At 38.6% G+C, this 25,561-nt stretch carries 18 protein-coding genes and 1 pseudogene; 4 read left to right on the top strand and 15 right to left on the bottom strand.

The genetic code is table 11. From position 1 onward, the window contains the following. Positions 1 to 49 precede the first annotated feature (49 nt). Positions 50 to 406 carry a nucleotide excision repair endonuclease gene (locus V5M37_RS03220; RefSeq protein ID WP_423800722.1) on the bottom strand — a complete coding sequence of 119 codons (357 nt, stop codon included), beginning with the start codon at positions 404 to 406 and terminating at the stop codon, positions 50 to 52. Positions 407 to 697: 291 nt separating this feature from the next. Here V5M37_RS03220 and V5M37_RS03215 point away from each other — a divergent pair, with 291 nt between their 5' ends. Together V5M37_RS03215 and rluF are read left to right on the top strand one after the other, a co-directional pair. Continuing rightward, the gene (locus V5M37_RS03215) at positions 698 to 1,174 is read left to right on the top strand and encodes a PAS domain-containing protein (RefSeq protein ID WP_213146138.1); all 477 of its coding nucleotides are present in this window, start codon (positions 698 to 700) and stop codon (positions 1,172 to 1,174) included. A 556-nt stretch (positions 1,175 to 1,730) separates the two neighbouring features. Then, entirely contained in the window at positions 1,731 to 2,507 is a 777-nt protein-coding gene (rluF, locus tag V5M37_RS03210; protein ID WP_423800721.1) for a 23S rRNA pseudouridine(2604) synthase RluF, read from the top strand. Positions 2,508 to 2,698: 191 nt separating this feature from the next. Here rluF and V5M37_RS03205 read toward each other — a convergent pair whose 3' ends face one another. The 4 genes and pseudogenes from V5M37_RS03205 to V5M37_RS03190 all read right to left on the bottom strand — a co-directional run bounded on the left by V5M37_RS03205 (position 2,699) and on the right by V5M37_RS03190 (position 7,784). Beyond that, positions 2,699 to 3,016, bottom strand: coding sequence for a DUF378 domain-containing protein (locus tag V5M37_RS03205; protein WP_378585738.1), 318 nt, complete (start codon positions 3,014 to 3,016; stop codon positions 2,699 to 2,701). A 228-nt stretch (positions 3,017 to 3,244) separates the two neighbouring features. Beyond that, on the bottom strand, positions 3,245 to 5,842 hold the full coding sequence (locus tag V5M37_RS03200; RefSeq protein ID WP_423800720.1) for an OmpL47-type beta-barrel domain-containing protein: 2,598 nt from the start codon (positions 5,840 to 5,842) through the stop codon (positions 3,245 to 3,247). A 490-nt stretch (positions 5,843 to 6,332) separates the two neighbouring features. Then, positions 6,333 to 6,659: pseudogene (locus V5M37_RS03195) on the bottom strand (redoxin domain-containing protein); the annotation flags it as partial. Between the two features lie 948 nt (positions 6,660 to 7,607). After that, positions 7,608 to 7,784, bottom strand: coding sequence for a hypothetical protein (locus V5M37_RS03190; protein WP_423800719.1), 177 nt, complete (start codon positions 7,782 to 7,784; stop codon positions 7,608 to 7,610). Between the two features lie 77 nt (positions 7,785 to 7,861). Between V5M37_RS03190 and V5M37_RS03185 the strand changes: the two genes are divergently transcribed. Beyond that, positions 7,862 to 8,245, top strand: coding sequence for an HXXEE domain-containing protein (locus V5M37_RS03185; protein WP_423800718.1), 384 nt, complete (start codon positions 7,862 to 7,864; stop codon positions 8,243 to 8,245). Between the two features lie 748 nt (positions 8,246 to 8,993). On the opposite strand, the gene V5M37_RS03180 is transcribed toward V5M37_RS03185, so the two are convergent. The 4 genes from V5M37_RS03180 to V5M37_RS03165 all read right to left on the bottom strand — a co-directional run bounded on the left by V5M37_RS03180 (position 8,994) and on the right by V5M37_RS03165 (position 12,729). Further along, positions 8,994 to 9,215 (bottom strand): heterocycloanthracin/sonorensin family bacteriocin, encoded by a 222-nt coding sequence (locus V5M37_RS03180; RefSeq protein ID WP_423800717.1) that lies wholly within the window; start codon positions 9,213 to 9,215, stop codon positions 8,994 to 8,996. 753 nt (positions 9,216 to 9,968) lie between these two features. After that, positions 9,969 to 10,868 (bottom strand): oxidoreductase, encoded by a 900-nt coding sequence (locus V5M37_RS03175; protein ID WP_423800716.1) that lies wholly within the window; start codon positions 10,866 to 10,868, stop codon positions 9,969 to 9,971. A 206-nt stretch (positions 10,869 to 11,074) separates the two neighbouring features. Further along, the gene (locus tag V5M37_RS03170) at positions 11,075 to 11,440 is read right to left on the bottom strand and encodes a J domain-containing protein (RefSeq protein WP_423800715.1); all 366 of its coding nucleotides are present in this window, start codon (positions 11,438 to 11,440) and stop codon (positions 11,075 to 11,077) included. 134 nt (positions 11,441 to 11,574) lie between these two features. Continuing rightward, a complete protein-coding gene (locus V5M37_RS03165) occupies positions 11,575 to 12,729 on the bottom strand; it encodes a serine hydrolase domain-containing protein (protein ID WP_423800714.1) in 1,155 nt (384 codons plus the stop codon). A 251-nt stretch (positions 12,730 to 12,980) separates the two neighbouring features. Between V5M37_RS03165 and V5M37_RS03160 the strand changes: the two genes are divergently transcribed. After that, complete coding sequence (locus V5M37_RS03160; RefSeq protein WP_423800713.1) at positions 12,981 to 13,163, top strand: glutaredoxin family protein; 183 nt, start codon at positions 12,981 to 12,983, stop codon at positions 13,161 to 13,163. Positions 13,164 to 13,454: 291 nt separating this feature from the next. Here V5M37_RS03160 and V5M37_RS03155 read toward each other — a convergent pair whose 3' ends face one another. The 6 genes from V5M37_RS03155 to V5M37_RS03130 all read right to left on the bottom strand — a co-directional run bounded on the left by V5M37_RS03155 (position 13,455) and on the right by V5M37_RS03130 (position 25,352). Continuing rightward, on the bottom strand, positions 13,455 to 15,746 hold the full coding sequence (locus tag V5M37_RS03155; protein WP_423800712.1) for an ATP-binding cassette domain-containing protein: 2,292 nt from the start codon (positions 15,744 to 15,746) through the stop codon (positions 13,455 to 13,457). Positions 15,747 to 16,903: 1,157 nt separating this feature from the next. Beyond that, on the bottom strand, positions 16,904 to 17,803 hold the full coding sequence (locus V5M37_RS03150) for an NUDIX domain-containing protein (RefSeq protein ID WP_423800711.1): 900 nt from the start codon (positions 17,801 to 17,803) through the stop codon (positions 16,904 to 16,906). 13 nt (positions 17,804 to 17,816) lie between these two features. After that, positions 17,817 to 20,294: a tetratricopeptide repeat protein gene (locus V5M37_RS03145; protein WP_423800710.1), complete on the bottom strand. Its 2,478-nt coding sequence runs from the start codon at positions 20,292 to 20,294 to the stop codon at positions 17,817 to 17,819. Between the two features lie 363 nt (positions 20,295 to 20,657). Continuing rightward, positions 20,658 to 21,839: a cyclically-permuted mutarotase family protein gene (locus tag V5M37_RS03140; protein WP_423800709.1), complete on the bottom strand. Its 1,182-nt coding sequence runs from the start codon at positions 21,837 to 21,839 to the stop codon at positions 20,658 to 20,660. 77 nt (positions 21,840 to 21,916) lie between these two features. Further along, positions 21,917 to 22,765: a MurR/RpiR family transcriptional regulator gene (locus V5M37_RS03135; RefSeq protein WP_423800708.1), complete on the bottom strand. Its 849-nt coding sequence runs from the start codon at positions 22,763 to 22,765 to the stop codon at positions 21,917 to 21,919. A 181-nt stretch (positions 22,766 to 22,946) separates the two neighbouring features. Further along, on the bottom strand, positions 22,947 to 25,352 hold the full coding sequence (locus V5M37_RS03130) for a sialidase domain-containing protein (protein WP_423800707.1): 2,406 nt from the start codon (positions 25,350 to 25,352) through the stop codon (positions 22,947 to 22,949). Positions 25,353 to 25,561: the final 209 nt, after the last annotated feature.

Below are 25,561 nucleotides of genomic sequence, written 5' to 3'. Positions count from 1 at the left end.
GCAATAGGTATGCTTTTAATCTGCACCTATCGCCTCTCATGATAAAGTTTTAACTAAAAAACACCTTGTCTATATTGTACTTTGACTTCAGTTCATTAATAATATACGTTTCGTATATTTCTCTATGGACAGGGTCTTCAATCACACAAACTTCAATTTTAGTGACTTCATCTCTATGCATTTTGATTGGGGATACCGTATCTTCAAAATGCTTTTTAATTCTTTGTCTCAACTTCCTTGCTTTACCAACGAATAATAGTTCTTGTTTATTGTTATAGAACATAAAAATGCCACCCTTATCTCTAGGGATAAGATGGAATTCTGTAAACCCATAAATATTACTTAACTCAGGATCATTTTGTTTGGTAATGGTAACACTTGGTTTTGGAATGGTTATGTTTATCACTACATTCACTTCCTCATTTAATATACCTTTAGATGTTATCATAACCGGAATTAAATTACCTTATTTACTTATGAACATATGAATAGGATCGCATTTTAATTTGGTAATGGTCCTTTCAGTCCCTCATTCACAATTATTATAAAAAACAACTTTTGTGAGATACATCACAATTGGCAATCATTATTAATGCTATCATTATTAATGAAGTTAGGAAACACCGGTTTTTTTCAATAAAATTTGTACTATTTTATACTTCTAATAATCGGAGATTATATATAGGAGGTTTTTAAAATGTCTGAAGAAAAATTGTCAGATTTAATTAGTCCTGAAGCTGTGATTAACTTTGAAACTGGTGCGATTAAAGCAAGCACTTTGGATTCAATCATCAACCTTTTGCCATTTGAAATGGGCTTTTGCGATGCCAACGATATTTTCCGTTGGTATTCAAATAATCCAAACCGCGTGCATGGCCGCCGTAAAGAAGCGATTGGCCGCCCTGTGCTTGAGCTTCATCCAAAAGTGGCTCACCACGTTGAAAAATTGTTGAATGATTTCCGTTCGGGTACACGCGATGAATGGGAATTTTGGTTCCCAAAACGCACAGGTGAAACTGGCCAAATTTACCAAAAATTCATGGCAGTACGTGATGAAAATGGAAAATACCTTGGCTGTATGGATGTGACCGTTAATATCGACCTTTTCCAAGGAAAAGAAGGTAAAAATACACCTGAAACAATTGACGAATTTATAGCTGTTACGCCTAAATAATAAAAGAGGAGCCTGAAAAACACATTGAATTCCCATTTCAATGTGTTTTTTTATAATCATCTTGATGGTTTTCATATCCATTCCATTTAAATTAAGAAGCCTCGTCCTTAATTAAGCAACCAGCGAAAGTAAAATAAGCGAAGTTTTTCCGACTAAATGCAGATTGGAGCTCGTTTCGCGGAAAATAAGGGGAGATTTTACGACTATGCAAAGCAAAATCTCCTATTTTCGCATTTTTCTAGTCAATAGGCGGAATTTCTCCGTCTATTTATGCATTTTTTAAAGTTATTTAGAAAATAGGAGAAGTTTTTCCGTCTATTTATCTGATCTATCGGGAATGGTAAACTAAGGCCCACCCTGCTCCTTCAGTCACCTTCTTATAAGCATCAACCGTTCTCAGGTTCTTACCTGCAAGCGAGCATTCATAAAGGTCTGGTATCCTTCTTCAAATCCCATATTATGTTTTAGCCTCTCCCAACCTTAGAAAGAACCTTTAACTAAAAACCTCATTTACTTATGATACGGTTCCCCGCTTTTCTTCTAAATGAGATTTAATATGTGCTTGAAAATACGGAATTGGTTGGGTATTCTTAAAGCACAATCTCCCTTTAAGGATGTGTCTACCCTGCGATTAAATAAATATATTTCCGAGTCTGGAAAAACATCTAGACGCGGTGCAGATAAATTGATTAGTGAAGGAAAAGTGACCATTAACGGAAAAGTTGCCACATTAGGAAGCCAAGTCGAACCAGGCGATGATGTTCGGATTGGAGGAAATCCGGTCAAAGTGGCTAAAAATTACGTTTATATTGCCCTAAATAAACCTGTTGGCATTACTAGTACGACAGAACGACATATTAAAGGAAATATTATTGATTTAGTCAACCATCCATTAAGAATATTTCATATTGGAAGACTGGATAAGGATTCAGAGGGTCTGATCCTCCTGACTAATGATGGAGATATTGTCAATGAAATACTAAGGGCTGAACATAAGCATGAAAAGGAATATATCGTGACAGTAGACAAGCCTATCACTCCAGAGTTTTTAAAAAGAATGGCAGCAGGTGTAGAAATACTAGATACAAAAACGCTTCCATGTAAAGTAGAACAGCTTTCTAAATATGTTTTTAAAATCATTTTGACACAGGGGTTAAACCGGCAGATTCGCCGTATGTGTTCTGCCTTGGGATACCAGGTTTGTCGACTGCAACGAATACGAATCATGAATATCCATTTAGGGAACCTTCCTATTGGCCAGTGGAGAGATTTATCCAAGAAAGAACGTACTCAATTATTTAACGAACTTCATTATGAGCCAAAAGAATGGTAAAAAAAGTGCCTGTCACCACCCGAATGGTGCCGACGGCTGTAATAAGCTAGAATTCTCTAACCATGCTACCAGCTGATGCTCCTCGCCATCACGTTGGAAAACCTTTTGCTAACAGCCTTTTTAGTTGAGGAAATCTAGTCAAAAAGAAAATGAAGAAAGCCATGCGTCCATGGCTTTCTTCATTTTCTTTTTTATTCCTTTTCCCTGGCAGTACTTCTAAGATCAGGTACGTCCGTTTCCTCACCAAATTCGGTTCCATAATTTGGTTGCCCACTATAGTTACTCCGGTTCACTTCTCTGTTGGCATCCGTCGCTTCCCATCGCTTAAACAAGAGAGTTAAACAAACTAACCCGCTTAGACCAACTAGACTGTAAATAACTCTTGATAGGAAAGAGTCTTGTCCGCCAAATATTGCTGCAACCAAATCAAATTGAAAGAAACCAATTAATCCCCAATTTATAGCCCCAATAATGGTCAATGCTAAGGCAATTCTTTGCAGGGTATTCATGATTACACCCCCTTTCCGGCTTGATCATTTTATTCACATACAAATTAAATCCTCGGTGAAATGTTTACACCTTAAGTACATTATTTGTAAAATTATTATTTTTATTAAAGGTGGGTTTCACTACCCGAATTTAATGGATAAAAAATAAAGAGAGAAGTGCTGTAACACTTCTCCCTTCAACCTCTACCGCCGTAATTCAACTTGTTTATTAAACCCGGAATTGCCCTTCTATTTCTTTTTTACCAATATAGTTGATGATGTAACTGTCGAATTTCCTGCGTTGTCGATTGCTTTATAGGTGATGGTATAGATTCGGTCCGAACCGCTTATTTCATTCCTCAAATAAAAGTCGGTATCCGCCGTTCCATATTCCGCGCCCTGAATATCCGGCTCAGGAATTTTCCCGCCCTTCACCACATCGGGCTGGCTGCTTGTGATCGACACGAGCTCAAACGAAGCAATACCGGATAAAGCATCCCAGGCATCTACAGCAGCCTTCACATTTATAAGCTTGCCGGTGTTGCCAATGATGACAGACGGATTGAACGTAACATTCAACAATGGGTTGGTTTTATCGATTTTCACTTGAACTGTCTTGATCTCTTCCGTATTGCCTGCAACATCCACACTGCGGAATTCCAGTGTATTGTTTCCTTCCGTTGATACAACGATGCCGCCTGTATACGTTGCCCATGCACCGCCATTGAGCCTAAATTCAATTTTTGCTATACCTGAATGGGAATCACTGCTAACAAGGCTCACAGTCGTATCACTGTTATACCAGCCATCCTTAACCGAAGTTGTGGTCGTCGGGGCGGTTTTATCTACTTTCACTTCCACTTGCTTTGTTGCTTCCACATTGCCAACCTTGTCGATACTTCTATACTCAAGGGTATTGATCCCCTGCCCGCTGATCCTCACCGGACTCGTATAAGCAGTCCAACTCCCTCCATTTAGCCTGTATTCAGACTTTGCCACACCTGAAATAGAATCAGTTGCAGTCAGGCTTACTTCTACATCACTGTTGTACCAGCCAGTTCCTAGCGTGGAAGTGGTAGTGGCAGGAGCTGTTTTATCGATAACGAACTCCACTCTTTTTACCTCTTCCACATTGCCTGCCATATCGATGCTGCGATATTCAACGGTGTTTGTACCTTCCGTTCGGACATACGTTGGTGCCTGATAGGTTATCCAATTTCCTCCATTCACGCTGTACTCTGTCCGTGCTATACCGGACGTTCCATCCTGTGCAAGAAAGGACAGTGGCACATCTACTTTTACCGGATAGGAAGGAACATCACCGATTTTTGTGTCCGGTTTTTGGGTATCGATTTTGATGGTACTCGCTTTTACATCTTCTTCATTTCCGGCTTTGTCGATACTCTTATATTCAACAACAGTTGTGCCTTCAACAGTGAGACTAAACGGCTCAGCGTATGGCTGCCATTCCCCTCCATTGATTCGGTAAAGCGTTTTTTCTATACCAGCGTCATTATCCGAAGCAGTCAGTGAAACAGTCACGCCCGAACCATACCAGCTGTTTGTTCCAGTTTGGCCCTGGACATTCAGCAACGTCTCAGGTGCTGAAGTATCCAGTGCCTTCACAAGGATGTTGTTTTGAGACAGATCCCTATGTTCAAAAGTACTGCCTTTGGAATCTTCCTTGCTATTATAGTACGTGTAAAAATTGCCCTTTTTATCAACTGTTTCAACAGAATAGAGCGGCCAGGTGCCCGCTGGATCATCGGGGTTTGTCCCAAAAATCCCTTCGTATTTTAAAGTTTCAGCATTGTAGGTTAACTCTACGTCTCTATAAACATTTCCAACAGGAGCTTTATACGAAACATAGACATGGTCAACCCCCGAGAGATCGTCAACAATGTCTGCCGATAGCTGCACCTGTTCGCCTTGCATGATTGTTGTTTTTGAAACGGAAAACCCGTTTAATGCCGGCGCTGTAAGGTCGCCTACCGTTCCATAAACTTCAATATTATATGCACTAAAATCCCTTACTTCGTAGTAATCGTCTTGAGACGGTGTCTGCCCATTTCGATAGGTATAATAGTTATAGAGCTTATCACCCAATTGGATGGTGCCAATAGACCAAATTCCAGGTACATCATAAGGGTCCGCATAAAATGTGCCTTCATATTTTCCTGTTTCCTGATTATAGATCAGATCAATCGGTTTTCCACCTTCACTATCCCCGTTTGGTGGTACAAAACTTAGGTGTGCATATTCCACCCCAGAACCTTCTTCGATAATATCTGCTGACACTGTTATGGACTCTCCGCCAGCAGCCCTTGTTGAAGAAAGAGATAAATCACCTAGCCTTGGTGCTATATCATCTATCAAAGTCCCATACACTTCAATATTGTATTGTGATAGATTTCTATATTCATAGGTTGATCCCTGATACGGTGTCTCTCTGTTATAAATACTATATTTGTTCCCCTGTTTGTCCTTCAAATAAATAGATGAAAGTTCCCACACACCTGCACCATCATACGTGGATACATCGAACGAACCCTCATATTTTGACGTTTCAGAGTTAAAACTTAAATAAACTGTCTTTGAATAACCGACTGGACCATCATAATAGGCATACGCTACATCCACCCCTGATTCCTCTTCGAGTATTTCCGCACTAAGCCTGATGGATTGGCCTTGAGTAGCACTAGTTCCGGATAACGAAAGACTAGCTAGCTTTGGAGGTGTAACGTCACCTGCTGCTACTCCTTTGGACACCGGAGATAGTAATGAAAATAGTAGAATCAGCGTTGTCAACTTAGCGAACAAATTTCTCCTTTTTCTTAAAAAAATCAATTCTCTCCCACACTCCCATTTAAAAATTATGTACTCCTTAATTTTACCTTATTTATCCAGTTGCGGTACACAGAAAGTTCTCAATTATGTAAAAAATCATTCTTAACTAAGAATTAAAAGCGTTGCCAAGAAAAAAGTGCCTGTCCCGCCCCGATGCTTGAAACATGCAAGGTGATACGCTCTATTCTTATACAAAAAGAAAAAGAAATGCTCAAGTCAGAAACTGATGAAAAAATTAGAGATGTAGCTTTTTATATTTGTCAGTGAACACTGAAACATTTACTTCTTGCGGTAATGGGAGTTGAAGAAGGACATTTAAAAGGGTTTTAATTCAAAACGCTCAGAGAATATTACTCTGAGCGTTTGATTTTATCGTTTCGCTTATTCCCGTTACATTTTCAAGTTTTCCTTGTCTATGTGGATAAAATAAAGACGTAAAGCATCATATTGTTCGGATTATCTTCATGTTAGAGAACCAAATCTAATTTTTTTATTTTAGTTTATTATATTCTTCTTTAATCTTTTCAACTGTATTCTCTATTTGCTCTCCCCAATGATCATTTTTGGTATTAAAAATAACATTCCCCTCTTTATCAATCATTCCATAACCTCTATAAGCCACACCATCTTTCTTCATTCCCATTTTGCCAATTAATTTAAATTTTGGATCAGAAATAAAGGAGAGACTATATCCAAAAGTTTCCTCCAATTTATTATGTAATGAAAGTAGCTCTTCTGGTGTATCACTACTAATTACAAACATTTCAATATCCATTTTATCTAATTTATTAATATTTTTATGCAACTGAACCAGTTGCTTCTGACAGAGAGTTCATTTATACGTTGTTATAAAAAAGAATACTGTTGGTTTTTCTAAAGGAAAAGTTACCTCTTTTTGTTCGTGATTTAATAAAGTGATTGGTTCGGTAAGCGTCTTTTGTCCAAATGCTGATAATACTAGAAAAGAAATTAAGGACAAGACTATAATTATAGTTCGCATTTTTAACTCCTTTCTTATAAATTTAAAAAACAGTTTGGATTTTCAGATTGGAGCGGGTCTAAATAACCGCTATTTTTAATTTTTAATTTGCTATTAGTTCTTCCTCCTTAGTGGATTTTCTAAAAATCCCATAATATTCATCCCCATTTTTTTTATTAGAATGAACGAACCAATGAAACATTATCCAAGTTTTTTTCTAATTAACCCTTCAAAAGATCCAAAAGCCCTTCTCAATGAAAAGGGCTTTGTCATTTTTCAGCTAGTGAGGATGTTTTTGTTGTAGATTTTTGAAAAAGTGTACTTAAACTACCATGTAAATCCAACCCCTTACTTTAAACAGATTGACCTTGCATAAAAGAGCAAGAATCAACTTTCCTTTGTGGGGTTGCAGCAGCACTTTTATATGGCTTTGAAGCTTTCATCTAATACAAAACCATCCAATAAGGATGGTTAAGGAAAATGGACAAAATTTGGTTATGTAATAACATATTCACCTTCTTAATTTAATGAATCTGGGTTTTTACACATTTTTAAAATTTTAAAACACGACAATAGTCTTCTTTTTAATGGATGGATTTTTATTACATATTATTTTTCATATGTATAGATAATTGAATGATAATTTTTTCTTGTTAAACTAATTGAATATCGGCAACTAATTTTGATAGTTTTTTTCTTATTTAAAGCAATTCTCTATAAGGCGGATTGTTTTGGTGTAATCCTATCCAATACCCATTTCATTTTCTCTTCAATAGGATTCTCATCTCAACTCTCCCAATAAATAAAGACATATTCTGGTTCATGCTCTTTTTTCATCTCATCAATACTTGCAATAATATCTGAAGTTTTCTGTCTATTTTTACGTAATGTATTGCTAGTGTTCTGTTTTAAGCCCTTTTCATCCAAAATATACACTCTCCTTTTTGGCATATTTTTTGCCATGTCCCCTCTTCTTATTCTTGTTGTGTTCAAGGAAAGTAATCATGTGAAATTCAAAATTTAAAAAAGGAGAGGAAATTATGAAAAAGCAGTTTACCAAGTTCATGCTAATATGTAAGTCTTATGCTTCTTTGTTTATATCGGCTTCATGGATTTTACTAATCACCTCATTCATTGCATTAGTGACCTCCCATGGGGGCCTTCTTTTATTTACAGCCATTCTTAATTTATTTGTTTTGCAGGCATTTATGCATATTGTTCAAACCATCATGTTTAGGGGCTACACTCCTGGCATCATAACGTCACTGTTCCTTCTTATCCCTTACTGCCTCCTTACCTATTATTTTTTAGCTGAATATGGACAGGTGGACTGGCCTTTGATATTCACTAGCCTCCCAGTTAGTCTGATCTTGATCCCAATTAATCTAGTTGGCAATCTTTTAGGCCGTTATTTTATTCGATAAAAGGGCCAGGTTTTTTATAAAATCACTTGACCCTCTCAGAATCATTCGGTATCAAAGATGGTTGTTTATTACAGTCATTACTTTAAGCGGTAATATCTTCCTTTTTATCTCTCTTTATATCCCTGCTTGGTAAAACACCAAAAACTCCCTAACCGTATAAAAAAACTCTAATAGCATTTTAATACTGTTAGAGTTTTTTCTCATTTTAAAATATGCTATACCTTTTTGAACTGTACTTCTTTGTCAAAATAAGATTTAATTTGATATAAGGTTTGAATTTGACGATCTGTAAGGGGAAGACCAGCCTCAACATGCAAGATCTAGTTGCTGTTACGGCAGTCTTATCTAATAAGGGTATTTTAAACCATACTCGTTCAAATTTCGGTGGGAAATAACAACTGGTGATATCGGAGATGGGGGAATAAATGGAACGACAATTGGTTTATACCATGGATGGTAGTGATGCAACAATATGTAGTAAACCATTAATATCATCCTCTCATTCAAAGTTACAGTAAATTATGAGTGTTCATCTAAATATGATTGGATGGATGCCTAGTCTATTAAATTACCGATATTTATATAAAACGGGGTATACAACCAACTGTGCAGTATAGTTCACATTAATGGATGCAACATGGGGTTTTGCTTAAAAAAAGGAGCAAAGCAACAAAGAAGCGCCCATGCGGGGACACTTCTTTTCATAAAAAAACATTTTTTTGATGAGATTTACCAACCTCCAAAACAGCTAAATAAACATCATGCCACCACACATCATGCCGCCCCACATCATGCCACCGCAACCCATACCACAACCCATACCACAACCCATACCGCCCCACATCATACCTCCACAAGGCATACCGACAAATATTCGCGGGTCCTGACTCTGATGCCTCATAGGAATTAACTGACCAACCTGGAAATTACCCATCCCCAAAGTTTGAAGTTCATTGTAAAAATTGTGCATTTTTTCCTCCCCCGTTTACTTAATAATTAGGTTCTACTGACACTTAACAAGAGATTTGAACGAAGAAGTTATGTCAGAAATGTGTATTTAAGAGATATTACGTGTACTCTCTTCAACAAACTATGCTTACTTTTAGGTGGCTGTTACTGTTTAAAAAGCCTATTTCATGGTAAAAGTATCATAAAATGTTGTGTCTGGAAGCAAAGATGGCGGCTAATTTTATTCAACTTGTTTTATTTCTTAACTAAGGACCATTATAGGGAAGATTTGATTTTAAATGAAGGAACCCTGTCAACCTTATTCTTATTGAGAACTAAGGTGAACTTCTACCATTGTTTGTATCGGAGCAAGATTGTGAAGTATAATACTTAATCTGGGTGCTTTAGTTCAAGAAGACATACTAAAAAAAACGCTCTAAACGGTCTATTTCTTTGGATAAAATCAACAGTATTCTTTCACAGTGAATTTCATAAAAAAAAAAAGCGGCTTTCCTGCTAGGAAAACCGCCTTTTCATCATTCTTCTTTGATACTGCTGGTCTTGGTAGAACATATTAGTATACCATGAGTTTATTCCATTCTATTATTTTGGATTTATCTTCTACTCGACGGTTTTTTGCTTTCCCCTTCCTCTGAATCATTTGAGGTAATCGGTATTGTTTCACCGTATCCTGTTGTACTCATCTTTATATGGTTAATATTCCCACTTAGTCACAAATAGGTTTCTACCGATTTTGCTCTTTTTTCCGATAACTTCATATCCTAAAATCGAAAGTCACTCCCGTTAACTTCTCAGAAACATCCCATAACTTTTTCATGGTTTCCGGATTATATACGCCTGATCGAGGGGTTTCAATCGCAGGGTTCCCTTTTCGGTTACCCCTTCCATCTGGACCTATGTATTCCCCTCCATTTAAGCTCGTTTCAGTTGCCGCATAGAGTGTCGGAGTGGCTCCCTTATCGGCCGGCTGAAAAAATAGCTTCATTAAACCTTTTACATATCCAGGAGCATCTTTATTCCCTATTTTGAATAGGTTTGTGGAGGAAATGCCTGGGTGACACGCTATACTTTTTGTCGCAATTCCATATTGCTTTAATCGATCATCTAATTCTTTGGCAAACAACAAATTAGCGAGCTTGCTTTGTCCATAAAATTTCATCGCTTTATAGCCCTTGGAGCCGTCCAAGTTGTCAAAAAAGATGCGTGCGCCTCTGTGCGCAATGCTGCTCAGTGTCACGACACGAGAATGAGGCGTTTTCTTTAGCAATGGCAGCAATAATCCAGTTAAAGCAAAATGGCCTAAGTGGTTGGTGCCGAATTGCATTTCAAAGCCGTCTTTCGTTTTTTGGTATGGCGGAACCATTACCCCAGCGTTATTGATTAAAATATCCAATGTATCAAAACGGCTGCGATAATTTTGCGCAAATTCCCTAACACTGCTTAAATCAGCCAAATTGAGGCCCATTACCAAAACCGAACCTTTCGGATTCCCACTTAGTATCGTTTCTTTGGCAATTGCCCCCTTTTGCTCGTTACGAACCGCCAGAATAACCTCAGCACCTTTTTGAACGAGAACCTTAGCGGCCTCCAAGCCAATCCCACTGTTTGCTCCGGTAATAATAACCCTTTTGCCGGTCAAGTCTTGTTCAAGCATATAGAAATACCTCCACAAATTTGTTTAAATTCATTATATATAAATAAGATGAAATACAATGTTATCAATCTATGACATTTATACGAAATAAGCTACAAGGTGATAGAATTAATTTCAGAATTAAAACAATGCCTGTCACGACCCGTGCCGAAAAATTCGGCGAAATGGGGGATGTGACAGGCATTCAAACTAACCGTATCTTTTTTCTATTTCTTTTTATCTAAATACACATTACCTAGAATTCCAATTAAAATAATAGCCGTATTAATGAATACAGATGAAAGGTTACCCTGTTTTCGGCTTTTCCGCATGTTTAGTATTTTTATGGAAGCAGGAGCTTCCTGTTTTGGTTTATGTGTGACGTTAAAAAGGAGATTATCATACTTCTTTCTTTTTTCAGCGTTATTAAGAATTTCATATGCTTCTTTGACTCGTTTAAACTGTTCAGCATTCCCTTTTTCTGTATCTGGGTGTACTTCTTTTACTTTTTTTCGATAAGCTTCCTTAATTTCAGTAAAGGTTGCATCATAGGGCACGTCTAAAATACGATAGTAATTTCTAAAGGATCCCATGTATTTCCCCCACCCTCTTTTACTTACCGTTTTAATCCTTCCAAAATAGTATTCTGGTTGTTTATGAAATATTCATGTTTTAAAACCGCTAAAATATCCATTTTCAAAATGCGGGAGTTAACAGCGTACTTTAACTAAACCGCACCATATATAACATTCCGCAGCCTTGGGTGGTGAATTGCTTCAAAGTTCGGAACCATTTGCTGCATGTAAACAGCTGATAAATTTTCTTTCATATCGACCATTAGCCATGTACCGGCCCTGCCCATCCAGCCAAATTCCCCTAACGAGCTATTGCTGCCCCCGGCGGCTGGATTGATCATCGTGCGAACACCAAGGCCATATCCATAACCCTTCAGCGCATCCCAATTATAATGCTTCAAAAGTTCCGGTGATAGATGGTTGGTAGACATGAGCTCAATGGTTTTCCGCCCTAAAATGCGGACACCATCCAGCTCTCCTCCATTGGCCAGCATATGTCCGAAGCGGCTATAATCTTCCAGCGTAGACAGAAGTCCCCCGCCGCCGCTTTCAATAAGAGTCCCCGGCTGGTATCGCGAATCCATGCTGGTATTTTTGATTAACTGACCTTCTCCGCTGCGGTCATATAAGCTGCAAAGCCGGTGCTTCTTCTCATCAGGAATCTTGAAAAATGTGTCCTTCATTCCAAGCGGCTCAAAGATTTCATCCTTTAAAAATTGACCGAAGGTTTTACCGGACAACACTTCAATCAGTGCGCCTAGAATATCATGGCTAAATCCGTAATGCCAACGAGTCCCCGGGTCAAATGCGAGTGGAATGGATGCAAGGGTTTTTGACAAGCTTCGTACATTCCAATCCTCACGTTCAGCCTCTGTCTCTAACCTCTTGGCCACTTGGCGTTCCGTTTCAAACTGGTTTCCTGCGTATGTCAGCCCGGAAGTCATCATAAATAAGTCTTTAATAGTAATAGACCTTGCTGCAGGTACTATTTCAAGCTCATTATCTTTGCCAGTTTGATAGACTTGAGGATGTTTAAATTCTGGCAAATACTCCTCTAGCGGATCATCCAGCAAAAAAAGGCCGTGCTCATATAACATTAAAGCAGCCACGCAGGTAATCACTTTTGAGTTTGAATAAATTCGATAAATGGTGTCGGGTGCAATTGGCTTTTTCGTTTCCAGGTCCTTATTGCCAACATAATCTTCAAACACAACTTCTCCATTATGCATGACCGATAAAGCACAGCCTGCAGGACCGTTTTCTACAAATCTTTTTAATAACGGGCTTAATCTATCTAACGATTCCAACTGCTTCCTCTCCTTTTTTGTTAGATGACTGCTAATTAAAATTAGTAAAACAAGAAACATACGTAGATTTTTATTAAAAAAAGAACAAAGTTGTGTCCCGGTAAATTTTTTTGGCACAACACGGTTGATTAAATAACCATTACCGGGAAAATCTAATAATATACCTTATAACGGGGTATGAAAAAAATAAGGAGGCATACACAATGAACGATATCACTGTTTATTCGACCAATACTTGACCGTACTGTACAATGATGAAACAATTCCTTGAGGCTCAGGGATTAACCTACAAAGAAGTAAATGTACAGTCAGATCCTATCGCCGCCCAAAAGCTGTTCCAGGAAACCGGACAGATGGGCGTACCACAGACAAAGGTCAATGGCCACTGGGTCCTTGGCTTTGATCCTGAAACCTTGATGCGATATGTAAAATAAGATAAGACCTAAAGGGGCAACGTCCGCAGTGGATAAGTTGCCTTTTTACGTTTTCAGTGCCAGATGTTCTCTCTTTTGTGGAATATATAACCATTATAACCTTTCAATATACTACTGTGAACAATCAGAAGATTTTGATTAACCTCCTTCAGACAGTTTTATGATGACACTGTCCATATTCAATACAGCTTTGTAGCCGGTACAAGAAACGTAAAAAGGCAACGCACAGGTGGGTTGCCTTTCTTTAAATTTCTTTTTCAATACTCCTAGCACCTTTTGCACTCTATAATATCACCATACAGCTTGTCCTGATTGCTTTCTAACTCCATCCTTTAACCATCTCGCTGTCAATGTTTCTGTGTGTAGCATCTCTTCTGGTGTGCCTTCGAATATAATTTGTCCGCCTTGTTTTCCTCCGCCTGGACCCAATTCGATTACCCAGTCGCTCGCCGCTATAAAGTTTTGATTGTGTTCGATTATGATGACAGAATTTCCTCTGTTTACGAGCTTTTGAAATACGTCTAGGAGTTTTTCATTATCTTCCGTGTGTAGTCCTAAGGATGGCTCGTCTAATAGGTAGATTTGTCCTTCTTTTTGTAAGTGGCTTGCAAGTTTTAGACGTTGGATTTCTCCTCCGCTTAGGGAACTTGTCGTCTGCCCTAAGGTCAGATACCCTAATCCTACGTCTTTTAGCGTTTGCACTCTTTTTATGATTTTTGGTATTTCAAAATAATTAATAGCCTCGTCTATTGTTAAATCTAATATCTCTACTATATTTTTATCTCGATATCGATATGATAGTGCCTCGTCTGAATATCTCGTTCCGGCACACGCTTCACAAGGGATTGTCACCGGATCTGCAAATGCCACTTCTGGCGTTAGGACTCCTTTTCCTTTGCAGATAGGACATGCTCCTGACGAGTTAAAGCTGAACAAACCTGCTGGCTGTCCGGTTTCTTTTGAAAATATGGTGCGAATATCGTCCATTATTCCCATATATGTAGCCAGGGTCGAACGGCTGGAGATTCCTATGCCGCCTTGTTCTACCATGATGGTTCCCGGATACTTTTTCGTGAAGGCTTCCAACATGAGGGAGCTTTTACCTGAACCAGATACTCCACTTATACAGACTAAAACATTTTTAGGAATATCTACGCTTATATTTTTCAAGTTATTATTACTTGCTCTTTTTATTGAAAAATAACTTTTTATATCCCTTGGATATTTATTTATTTTTAGCTTGTGGTTTAGGGCTGCGGCGGTGGGAGAGTTTTTTAGCCCTTCTAATTTTCCTTGATAGACAACTTCCCCTCCATTGACACCTGCTCCCGGCCCCATCTCTATTATTTCATCCGCTACTTTTATGACTGATAGATTATGTTCGATTACGATGACAGTATTATGTTGGTCTTTTAGCCTTTTAAGCATCTGTATTAACATATCCACTTCTTCTGGATGGAGTCCTGCACTTGGCTCGTCGAAAATGTAGGTGATATTGTTGAGACTGCTCCCCAAATGACGGGCGATTTTTACCCTTTGAGCTTCGCCAGCGGACAGGGTGCCCATTTTTCTTGAAAGACTCAAATATCCTAGTCCCATGTCGACTAGTTGTTTTACATGCGGGATTGCTTGTCGGGCTATTGATTCTCCCATAGGATCTTTTATGTTCTTTAGTTCTTCCAGTATTTCTGGAAGCTCTAATTGATCGTATTCTGCGATATTTAGGCCATTTATTCTACACTCTAATACCTTTGGGTTTAAACCTGAACCTTGGCAGGTCGGACATAATGAATGTGTTGAGACTGCTAAAACGTCATCTTGGGATACTTGTTTTAGTTTTGAGATGTCTCTATTGATATAGACGCGCGTAAATCTAGGCAATAACCCATCCCATTCTGCGTTATGAGGTCCATTTTTTGTATGAAACGGCGCATAGGCTCTTTCACCTTCTCGGGGACCATATAAAAACAGATGGAGATCTTCTTCTGAGTAGTCCTTTAGTGGTTTATCCGGATTGAATAATCCGCAGGTCATCATCCAATGACCTTGCCAACCTGAAGGCGATAATGGCTTAAATTTCACGGCATACTCTCGAAGTGACTTATCGAAATCAATGATCTTATTTAGGTCGGGCGCAATTACCTCCCCAAATCCGCCACATTCAGGACATCTGCCAAAGGAACTTTGGCTCGAAAAATCGTTGGCAGAACCTATTGGCGGATTTCCTATTCTCGAGAACAACAGTCTAATTAATGGATTTATATCCATATAGGTGCCAACTGTTGAACGGGAATTGCCCCCTATTTGCCGTTGTTCCACTACGATAACCGGGCTTAAGTTTTGCATCAGATCGGCGTGGGGCCGTTCGTACCTTGGCATTTGATTCCTGACATAGAGAGGATAGTTCAACGTCATTTGTCTTCTGCTTTCTGTTGCCAATGTATCAAAGACGACCGAGCTCTTTCCTGAGCCCGAAAGACCAGTAAATACGATGATTTTTTCTTTTGGTATATTTAAATCTATATTTTTTAAATTATGTTCTTTAAGTCCTCTTAAAATGATTTCATCTTTCATTTCTGACATTTTGCCATCCTTTCTGATTTTATCTACCAGTATTACTTCATTTGAATAAGGCAAAACCCATTATTAATAGAATGACTGTTTTTGCCCAAATCCCCTTCCATTAAAGCCTCTATGATACTCCCCTGTATACCCATTTTTTAACAAAGTTATTTACTGCCATTGTAACAAAAATCAGCTCTGCCATGAGACATTATGGGATAAAATATTTACTTGTTTCAACTTATGATTATTCACAACGAATTTAGTTTTGTATCATGCTACTGAAAATCCATCTTGCATAATGGATATAAATGAAGAATTGAGAAAATATGGACTATGAGGAACTGGTAGGAGTGGCGGATTTTAGACATATTTAATATTTCAGTAACTATGGGGACGTTTTTATGCAACCATTTTTGTCTTTGGACCAAATTGATGCAAAAGAACCGTCCGAGACTACTGAAAAATACGTCATATAGAAGGCAGATTAAAGATATATTTACCCCATTGACATGCAGATTGGGTCATCAACAACAAGATGAAGACCATTTTCCACATTGGTGTGAGCCGTTTTGGTCTTCATCGACCCTTTGAAGACCATTTTCCACATTGACGTGAGCTGATTTGGCCTTCATCGGTCTTATGAAGACCATTTTCCACATTGGTGTGAGCCGTTTTGGTCTTCATCGACCCTTTGAAGACCATTTTCCACATTGACGTGAGCTGATTTGGCCTTCATCGGCCTTATGAAGACCATTTTCCACATTGGTGTGAGCCGTTTTGGTCTTCATCGGCCTTATGAAGACCATTTTCCACATTGGTGTGAGCTGATTTGGTCTTCATCGGCCTTATGAAGACCATTTTCCACATTGGTGTGAGCTGATTTGGTCTTCATCGGCCTTATGAAGACCATTTTCCACATTGGTGTGAGCCGTTTTGGTCTTCATCGGCCTTATGAAGACCATTTTCCACATTGGTGTGAGCTGATTTGGTCTTCATCGGCCTTATGAAGACCATTTTCCATCTTAGCCTGAACTGATTGGTCTTCCTTAGCCTTAGGATGGTCTATTCAGAAGGGAATTTTCAATTTCAATCCAATGTATTTTATCTTAACAAACAAATTCCAGATAAAGCATGTTTTTCAGTGGTTTCGAACCGTCCCCATGCACCTATCTTCTTTATCTTAAAGAACGTATGCCTTCTGTATGATATTGGATAACATCTCTCATTCTTTGTCGCTGTGAATCGGCCATTGGGAGGTCAGCGGCCTTGTTCAGTTCGATCCATTGGTAGGCAGTAGACTCACTGTCCATCTCCAGCTGTCCGCTCTGAATTTCACCTTTATACAGAATGGTAAATTCCTGGCGCACTTCACCGTCTGAATAGGCTATGACTGTATTAGGATTTGTGTATGTTCCAATAATATCTGTAATGACAACCTTGTATCCACTTTCTTCTTGGACTTCACGGATTGCACATGTTTTCAAATCTTCTCCGAAATCCAATGTCCCGCCGGGCATCGTCCATTTTCCATTATCTCGGCGCTTTAGGAGTAAAATCTCTTCCTTTTCGTTCATAATGGCCACGGCAGCTGCAGGCTTAATGGAATTTGCCTTTGGGGCGTTAGGGTCATTGGTAAAATCCGAACGAACCGTCTTTACTTTCGTCCGAAGCCATTGCGCGATTGTGTCTGTGACATCAAGGTTTTGCTTATCATTCCCTGGAGGTGTTTTAATAAATAAAATGGTCGTACCAGGTTTAGACCGCTGTGCATATTTCACACCAGGTGGAATTTTATAAAAGTCCCCTTTTTTAAACTGATATCCTTCCCCTGTTTCAACATCCATGTATTCAGTCATCCCGCTGATCATGTACTGATATTCATGGGCCTGCAAATGATAGTGGGGTACTTCTGAAATGAAGTTATCATAAGAGGTGATCCCGATTTCAATCTGAGAATCATCTATATGTTTCAGCATTTGCGGTCTGCCTAACTGTCCGACTAGATACTGGCGGGTCGTCTCTGATAAAGCTAATTCAATATCTCCATTTTGGATCATCATGATTTTTCGATTCATTCCTGTCACCCCATTATAAAAATATTAGCTGGATAGCGGACGGACTTTCACCAGCCATCATATTCTTCGTTAATTCCTGCTCTCTTAAGTAGTTTAGATAGTCTGAATTGCGAGTGATTTCTTCTAACCCGGCAGGAACCTCCACTTCTATGCCCTTTAGCTTGCATCTTAATAATCCCAAACTGGAAACAATAATTCCCCATTGCTGGTTAATCTGCAGATAAATCTTATTGGCGTAACTGTAAAATTTAGCAGCATCTGCATAATTCCCTTTTTGAAAGGCCATTTCTGCTAAGGATGAATTGACATGCCCTTCCCATCCTTTTATGCCATGACGCTTAATGATAGCGCTGGATTGTTCAAATAATTCGGCTGCCTTTTCATAATCCTCTTCCGTCCGGAGGATATCCCCCAGCGTACAGAGCAGATAGGATTCATATCTATCAAAGCCATTTTCTCTCGCAATTTTGATCCCGTACTCCGTGCATATTTTCGCCCATTTGATATGTCCTTTTAGGCGCAATACATCCGCATATTTTCGCAGCGTCCTGCACAGGTAATTGGCTCGCCCTGTTGCTTGAGCATATCGGATGGACTTTACTAACCATTTTCGGCTGAAGGACAAGTCGCCGTGTAAAACGCCTAGATTACCGCCAAGCATAAATAAAGTCTCATTGTATTCTTCTTCATAACTTTCCGAGATCAGCGGCTCGAGATGCAATAGTTTATCAATTAAAGGTTTGACAGGCTTAAAATACATTTGGTGATGAACCTTACGGATGGTAAGATGCAAATCGTCTTTAGATTTAATTATATCCTCCATTGGCGTTCCATCATAATAGTTCTCAATTTCATCAACCGCTCTTTCATACTCACCGCTTAAATGAATCATATCAATTAAAATGGCAAATAGAGGGGTATTCATATTTTTCGAACCAATATCATCGTAAATATTACCTAACAGATTTTTTAAAAATCGAATCTCGCCTCGTAATTGATATTTTTTCAGGTAAGTGATTCTCTCCCTTTCCAGCCACTCTACAAATTGTTGATTAGAAAGAGTAGACTTCTTGTGATAGATATTTTCTTCTAGCACGGAGATTTCCTTTTCATTATTTGACAATAGACTTTGATTATTTTTTAATAAATCCTCATAGTAATGAGCCATTAATTCATGAACTTGCTGAACGAGTTCTGGACTTGTGTAATTCAATATACCTTCCCTCATGAGAGCGTGGATATAATAATTTTGCTGTTCTTTAGTAATAAAGGAGAATTTATTAAAGTCAGCAAATTTGGTAATCGGATACCCTGTTTTAAAATGCGATAGCAAATAGACAAACACGTCGCGATTATAATAATGAGGAATGGCCATGATTTTGAGTGTTTCGATTTCCTCATCTGATAAATACCGTAAAAATCGGTCAAGAATTTCTCGTTTATTGGAACCGAACTGGTCCGGATGGAGGCTCTCCCCTCGGTTTTTTATTTCAAAATAGGTGTCAACTGATAAATCCAGATGGTAAGGATGGCCGCTGCTGGCATGAATCATTTTTTCACGAATTTCTTCCTCTTCAATCCCACATTGCTGCAGGAAGTAATCTGCGTTATTGCTGTCCAAGTTTCCTAAAATATGATGTTCGACAATCTCTTTCCAATCTTGGTCAACAATCTCCCATTCCAAATATTCGCGGCCGCAAATGACAAATAAGACATTAGGAAGCAAGGCAATTAGCTCCCTAACCCATCCATCTTTGGTGTATTTTGTGGCCTCATTTTTTACATCTGTCCAAAGGGCTTCATATGTATCAATGAAAATAACAGAAACGGGTATATGATGCTTGGCGATTCCTTGTTGTAAATCGAAGGAAAAGAAGGCCGGAAGACGGTCTTCTATTTCTTGCAGTGAGCAGCTTTCAAGCTCTTTTAACTGTTCTTTCACATCTTTGTTAAGATTCCACTTTTTCTTCGTATCGTATAATTTTTCGATAATTCCTGCGGCTGCTCCTACCACCCCTAATCCATCCAGAGCAGCTACCACACTTCCGATAATATTTAACTCTGATTTAAACGGGAGTTGTTTCTCATTATAAGAGATATCGGGATTCCTTTTGAAAAAATACAGAGAATAGGCAATCTCAAAATGAGGAAAGTGAATTTTATGTTTAAATTTCGTCTCCCTTACTAATTCCAATAGGGCCCGAGCAGGTGAATGTATGGCATTGTTCATAAAGTCAATCGAAGTGTATAGAGCATTCGGAACTTGTGTGAGCAGCTCTAATTTTAATTGTCTTTGTAAACTAGATTTTCCTATTCCCCCTACTCCGTAATACATAACGACATCATGTTCCGTTTCGGAGGCAGGTCTTTGGATGATTCGTTCAACCCGCTTGGCAAATACTTCTCTAGGAAACTCTCTATCAGTAAACTGCTTAGTAGCAATATATCTTCGTTCTTGTCGGCCTAATTGAAACTTGGGCTGAATGGCCATATGTATCTACTCCTATCCCTTGTTGCTAGAAGATTTTATCATTTCGTATAGGAGTAATTTTACATCAGTTCCTTATAATAAAGAATAAATAATACTAGTAGATCCCTCATTTCACCACAAATCAAAAAAAACAGTGCCTAGTCAGACCCCCAATAATGCCGGAGAATTCGACAATATGGGAGGTGACACAGGCACTTACACTTAACTATAATATGAAAAAATCGGTGTTCCCATTTTTGGGGATTCCACTAGCTAAAGTGCGTTTGATAAATAAGCGGAGAAATTTCTGTTAATAAAACAGGAAGGAGCAGGCCACTATGCAGCCTGCTCATTTCTTCTCTAAAAAATTAGGTTCAGTATAGTTTAATGGTTTAGTATAGTCCCTGAATAAATTGCGTTCGTTCTTACCCCAGGCTTTATTTCTCCATTTATCGAGAAAATTTGGTTATCCATTAAAACTAAGCCTTCACCACATGGTGCATCAAATGGAACCTTTCCTACCGATCTCCACGAATCATTTTTGGCATTGTAGATAAGTACATGTTTATTCCAATTAAACTCATAAGGATCAGCCGTAAAATAATTCGTTCTAAAGGCCGCTAACTCTTCGCCTTGCAACGTATTTAAATTTTTCACCGCATCATCATAGACTTCTTTATTAAATCCTCCGATTACCAGCATTTCATCATTATTTAATTTGACAGAATTGGCACCAAGCAGGGATATTTCTTTATCATCAACTTTTACGGAGGAAGCCTTTGACCAGCTATTTGTTTGGATATTATATTTATATCCATCTGTATAAGCAATCGATCCTCCGCCACTAAATACATATAGGTTTCCGTTTAATAGTTGAGCCACACTTTGGTTCCTGACCGGCTCTCCTGGTATGGATGCTAGTTCTCTAGTATTGGACGTCTTTAAATCATATTCATATAATTTATTGCTATCCTTTCCATTCTGCTGACCAAGTCCAATATACAACTTACCATCTTTCTCCACGGCTATCCCATTACTTATCGTAAATGGCAAATCGCCTACTTTTTCCACTTTCAGTTTTTTATTTTTATCGATTGTCAGGAACAGGATATCGTCTGCATGTTCCTTGTCCGGACTTCCTCCGATATAATAAACACCTTTATCTGTCGTGATGGACGACCCGTAGCCGATCTTATGATCAAGATTCGTATGTTCTATCATCGTTAATCCACTGTCTTCATTTTTGTAAACATAGATATCTGAGTAATGTTCCTTTGCCCCTCCATTTAAGACGGTGTCATAAGGAAAATTCGCTCCTCCTCCGACAATTATATAATTTTTATAAGAGCCTGATAACACTCCTGCCGTACCTATGTTCTTTTCAAATCCCTTTTGTGCCTCCAGCTCCCCTGCATGTTCCCATGTGATTCTTTTTACGGATTTAACATTTTGAGAAGCGTTATCTTTGATCTCTGCTTTTGCGTTTTCGGAAGCGTTGGCATTCGTCCCGATATAACCTCCAATAACAAGCATGGATGTAATGGCTGCAATCCAAAACTTTTTCAAGACATTTCCTCCCCGTTTGTAGTACCTCAACATGTGGAATCTATTGATATCCAACACTGTACTTTTATTCAAAAGTCCTAGTAAAGCTTGCTTGATAAATTTTTCGATATTCTCATGTTAATCTCTTTTGCCGTTTCAAAATTTTGCATGGCAATTTCCGTACATAGAAGGTCAATAAGATACAACTGCGAGATCTTAGATACTAATGATCCACTATCTAATGGACTCTCCTTTGAAGATGATAATAAGACTAAATCAGCAAACCTTGTTAACGGAGATTTAACATAACTAGTTAAGGCAATCACTTTCGCATGATTTCCCTTGGCCACTTCCACAGCATCTACAATGTCTTTTGTACTTCCGGTCAGGCTGATCGCAATGACAACGGTTTTCTCGGTCGCACACGCTGCTCTCATGATTTGAAAATGCGAGTCTGTGACAACATCTGCATGTTTTCCAATTCTCATTAAGCGATTCTGCATATCTAACCCAGCAATACCTGAAGCCCCGATGCCAAAAATGACCACATCATTTGACTGGTTGATCATTTCTACTCCAGCTTGCAATTCCTCCAATCGGATGACTTCAGATGATTCATTGATCGCCTGTACCATATTATTTCTGACCTTTTTAATGATGGTTTCATGGTCGTCTTTCTGTGCAGACAGTGTGACTTCCTGCGCTAACAAAAATTTAAAATCTTGAAACCCTTTAAACCCTAGTTTTCTAAAAAAACGTAAAACGGTGGCTTCCGCTACTCCACATGTCTCCGATAACTCGGTTAAAGAATGATATAGCACCTGTTGAGTATGGTCCCGGATGTATTCATAGATCTTATTTTCTGATTTAGTAAATGTATGCTTATTTTGCTCCATGACAATGGATGGCTTAATACCTTTCATTTTATCCATAGCGTTCGTTGTCATTTTCATCCACCTCCAAAATTGGAAAAGACTCCAGTGTCTATATTATAAACAACAAGCAGTTGCTTAGAGTATAGGGTGGACAAAAATGTCATGTTCTTAATTATGATAGAATCGATTTTTTTCTGTTGGAGGAAACTGTTACAAAGGAACCAAAATGATACTTCGTAACAGCTATACCCCTTTATTCGGCCCTGATGATTATCTTATCGGTGAATTTTGCCGTTTCTTGATTTGGCTCAAATAATTCCCCATAAACATTATAGATAGAAAGATTCGGATCCAATTCAAACTCCGCCGTATACGCTCTTGGTTTGATATCCGGTACGATTCCTTCAAAAACAAAATGGGTATTGTCCGTTTTTTCCACTAGGTCAAATGGGACTACTTTTCCGCCTATCGTGCCGTTAATCCGTTTATTTCCCATTAACATAACAAAGTCATCAAATACAATCTCTACTTTGATTTTCTCCCCAGGACGATATGGCACTGGATTTTCTGATAAAACATGGAATGATTGGATGACTGGCTTTGGTACTGGTTTATACTTCTGCCATTTTAAGAAATCCGTATTAAATTGAATATAGGACATAACCGTATTGGCCGTTCCTTCATAGAATAGGCCGAGATCACCGTTTGCCAGGTTGGTGAGGCTGGAGTATCCATACTGGCCTTCTTTCACAAGCTGGCTGTATTTCCAGTTAAAAGAATATTTTGTCCGGCCATTCTCATAGGTTCCATCTTCCTCAATTAACCCAGCTTTAACTGTTCCGTTTATTCTGCTCGCGGAGTCACTTGCGCTGGAAAAGATAACCGCTTCCTTGCCATCTATTTGGCCATGATAACGAATAGCTGACATTTGACTGTATGGTGCTGTCAAAGCCTTTTCCGTCACTACTTCAGAATCCCAGGTTTCCCCGCCGTCAAAGCTTGTCGCTATTTGTGCATATCCTGAGTGATTGCGCATGAATAATTTCAGCTGGCCGTCCGGCATTTCTACCACTTGTGATTCTGTAATTTCATGATTATAGTTTGTAAAATATCTTTCATTGATGGTCTCTCCATCGACGACCCTGCCTTCGTTTGGAGACTCCCCGCGATGCCATGTTTTACCGTGGTCATCACTATAAATAACGGCACTCGCCTGTCTATTATATTCATTTAAAAAATACACAGGAAATACTAGTCTTCCTTCATTAGGGCCCTCAGTCAGCTGGATGCCGTTTCCTGGACCTGTCCCTAAGAAGATCATCCATTCTTCTTTTACTTGATTATTTAAATCAATGGGTCCTGTCCATGTTTTTCCTTCATCGTCGCTATAATACAGCTCAAGATAAGATGTTTTAAAAGGTTTTAGTGGAGAGGTTTGGCTGAAATAGTTATCTATTTTCTCACCCTTCAAATATAAATTTCTATCCTCATCAACCGAATAGTCAGTAGGTGTTCCACTTTCGTCATACACGATTCCATTTTCTCTAATCGTGTATTCCTGGTTGCTTTCATCTTTTAAATACAGATACTCTTTACCATCTACAGTTTTAAACCCTGTTCCTTTATACGCATTTGTACCAAAGCCCCCCATCAGTCCCGCTCCATGAGGAAAACCGTCAACTAGCGAAAAAATTCTCTCATTGGATTGATCCTGTAAGAGTGACAAGTCAATATTAGATGCTTTATCAGGGTAATCATTGATGACAATTCCATCTGCTTCCCATGTTTGTCCTTGATCAAAGCTTCGTCGGATGACAGCATCGATATTGTTTGGAGAATCGCCTCCGCTTTCAACTCGGCGATCGATACCGGCTATTAGTGTTCCTTTTTTGCTATACAACAAAGATGGAATTCGGTAATTATTGGAATCCATGAAGCCTGGATAAAATACGCTGAAAGGATTGGTAAGCTTAGCTGTATCAGGCATAGGGTTCAATAATGATGCAGCTTTGGTTTCACCGGTAATGCTTGTTAACGCCTCATCAGAAAGCGGCTCTTTGTAAATTTTCACAAAATCAATATTACCGTTGAAGGGATATTGATTGCCTGATAACCTTTCCGTTCTCCCTAATTGCGCGCTGTTTGGCTCATAAATGTTACTTAAGAATTTCCTCGGAGACTGTGAATCTTCCTTGATTAATTCACCATCCAAAAAGTACTTATACCCTTTTTCCTTGTCTAACACCATCGCAAGAGTATAGACTTTATCTTCTTTCAAATTCACCGGGGTGCTAACATGCACATTCGTCTTGACTACTCCCGGCTTCTCAAGGCGATTTTCACTTCCAATCGCGGACGGAGAAATGTAAAGATGAAAATGACCATCCCGGACTTGATTATTACTTAAAGAAAATAGTGACATAATGGACGAGCCCGTATATTGAAATCTTACAACAATCGTTCCTTCATCCAGTGCTTTCAGCTTATCCACTTGATTATTTAAGTTCGTGTAATATCCGTCTTTAATCCTCTGGTTTTCTACTTGTAAAATTGGTTCCGGTGTAGGAGCAGTTGACGTAGCTGAAGCATAATTCCCCTGTCCAAAAATGAAAATGATGACAAGTGACAATAGTATGAATTTTGAAAATTTTTTTGACATAAAGATCTCTCCTTCCATTCATAATCATGTGTTGCCTTTTTTCTTAGCATACTAGGCGCCGTTAACCGGTCCATGATATCGCTTACAACAACTTGTACACTAGTTTTTTATAATGGTCACCTCACTTCTCATTACTTTTAACATGATGCTAGATTTCTAATATGCTAGGGAAAATATTAGCATAATTGACAGTTTATTGTCTATATTTT

It is taken from the genome of Neobacillus sp. SAB-20_R2A (assembly GCF_049568635.1).
GTDB lineage: Bacteria > Bacillota > Bacilli > Bacillales > Cytobacillaceae > Neobacillus > Neobacillus citreus.
The sequence above is the reverse complement of the archived record's forward strand: the minus strand, read 5'-3'. Positions and strand labels throughout refer to the sequence as shown.

What these genes read in the sequence shown, in the direction of transcription:
- V5M37_RS03215 (WP_213146138.1), top strand. Translation starts at nt 698, where the DNA reads ATGTCTGAAGAAAAATTGTCAGATTTAATTAGTCCTGAAGCTGTGATT.
- rluF (WP_423800721.1), top strand. Translation starts at nt 1,731, where the DNA reads ATGTGCTTGAAAATACGGAATTGGTTGGGTATTCTTAAAGCACAATCT.
- V5M37_RS03205 (WP_378585738.1), bottom strand. Translation starts at nt 3,016, where the DNA reads ATGAATACCCTGCAAAGAATTGCCTTAGCATTGACCATTATTGGGGCT.
- V5M37_RS03190 (WP_423800719.1), bottom strand. Translation starts at nt 7,784, where the DNA reads ATGGCAAAAAATATGCCAAAAAGGAGAGTGTATATTTTGGATGAAAAG.
- V5M37_RS03185 (WP_423800718.1), top strand. Translation starts at nt 7,862, where the DNA reads ATGAAAAAGCAGTTTACCAAGTTCATGCTAATATGTAAGTCTTATGCT.
- V5M37_RS03180 (WP_423800717.1), bottom strand. Translation starts at nt 9,215, where the DNA reads ATGCACAATTTTTACAATGAACTTCAAACTTTGGGGATGGGTAATTTC.
- V5M37_RS03175 (WP_423800716.1), bottom strand. Translation starts at nt 10,868, where the DNA reads ATGCTTGAACAAGACTTGACCGGCAAAAGGGTTATTATTACCGGAGCA.
- V5M37_RS03170 (WP_423800715.1), bottom strand. Translation starts at nt 11,440, where the DNA reads ATGGGATCCTTTAGAAATTACTATCGTATTTTAGACGTGCCCTATGAT.
- V5M37_RS03160 (WP_423800713.1), top strand. Translation starts at nt 12,981, where the DNA reads ATGATGAAACAATTCCTTGAGGCTCAGGGATTAACCTACAAAGAAGTA.
- V5M37_RS03155 (WP_423800712.1), bottom strand. Translation starts at nt 15,746, where the DNA reads ATGTCAGAAATGAAAGATGAAATCATTTTAAGAGGACTTAAAGAACAT.
- V5M37_RS03150 (WP_423800711.1), bottom strand. Translation starts at nt 17,803, where the DNA reads ATGAATCGAAAAATCATGATGATCCAAAATGGAGATATTGAATTAGCT.
- V5M37_RS03145 (WP_423800710.1), bottom strand. Translation starts at nt 20,294, where the DNA reads ATGGCCATTCAGCCCAAGTTTCAATTAGGCCGACAAGAACGAAGATAT.
- V5M37_RS03135 (WP_423800708.1), bottom strand. Translation starts at nt 22,765, where the DNA reads ATGACAACGAACGCTATGGATAAAATGAAAGGTATTAAGCCATCCATT.
- V5M37_RS03130 (WP_423800707.1), bottom strand. Translation starts at nt 25,352, where the DNA reads ATGTCAAAAAAATTTTCAAAATTCATACTATTGTCACTTGTCATCATT.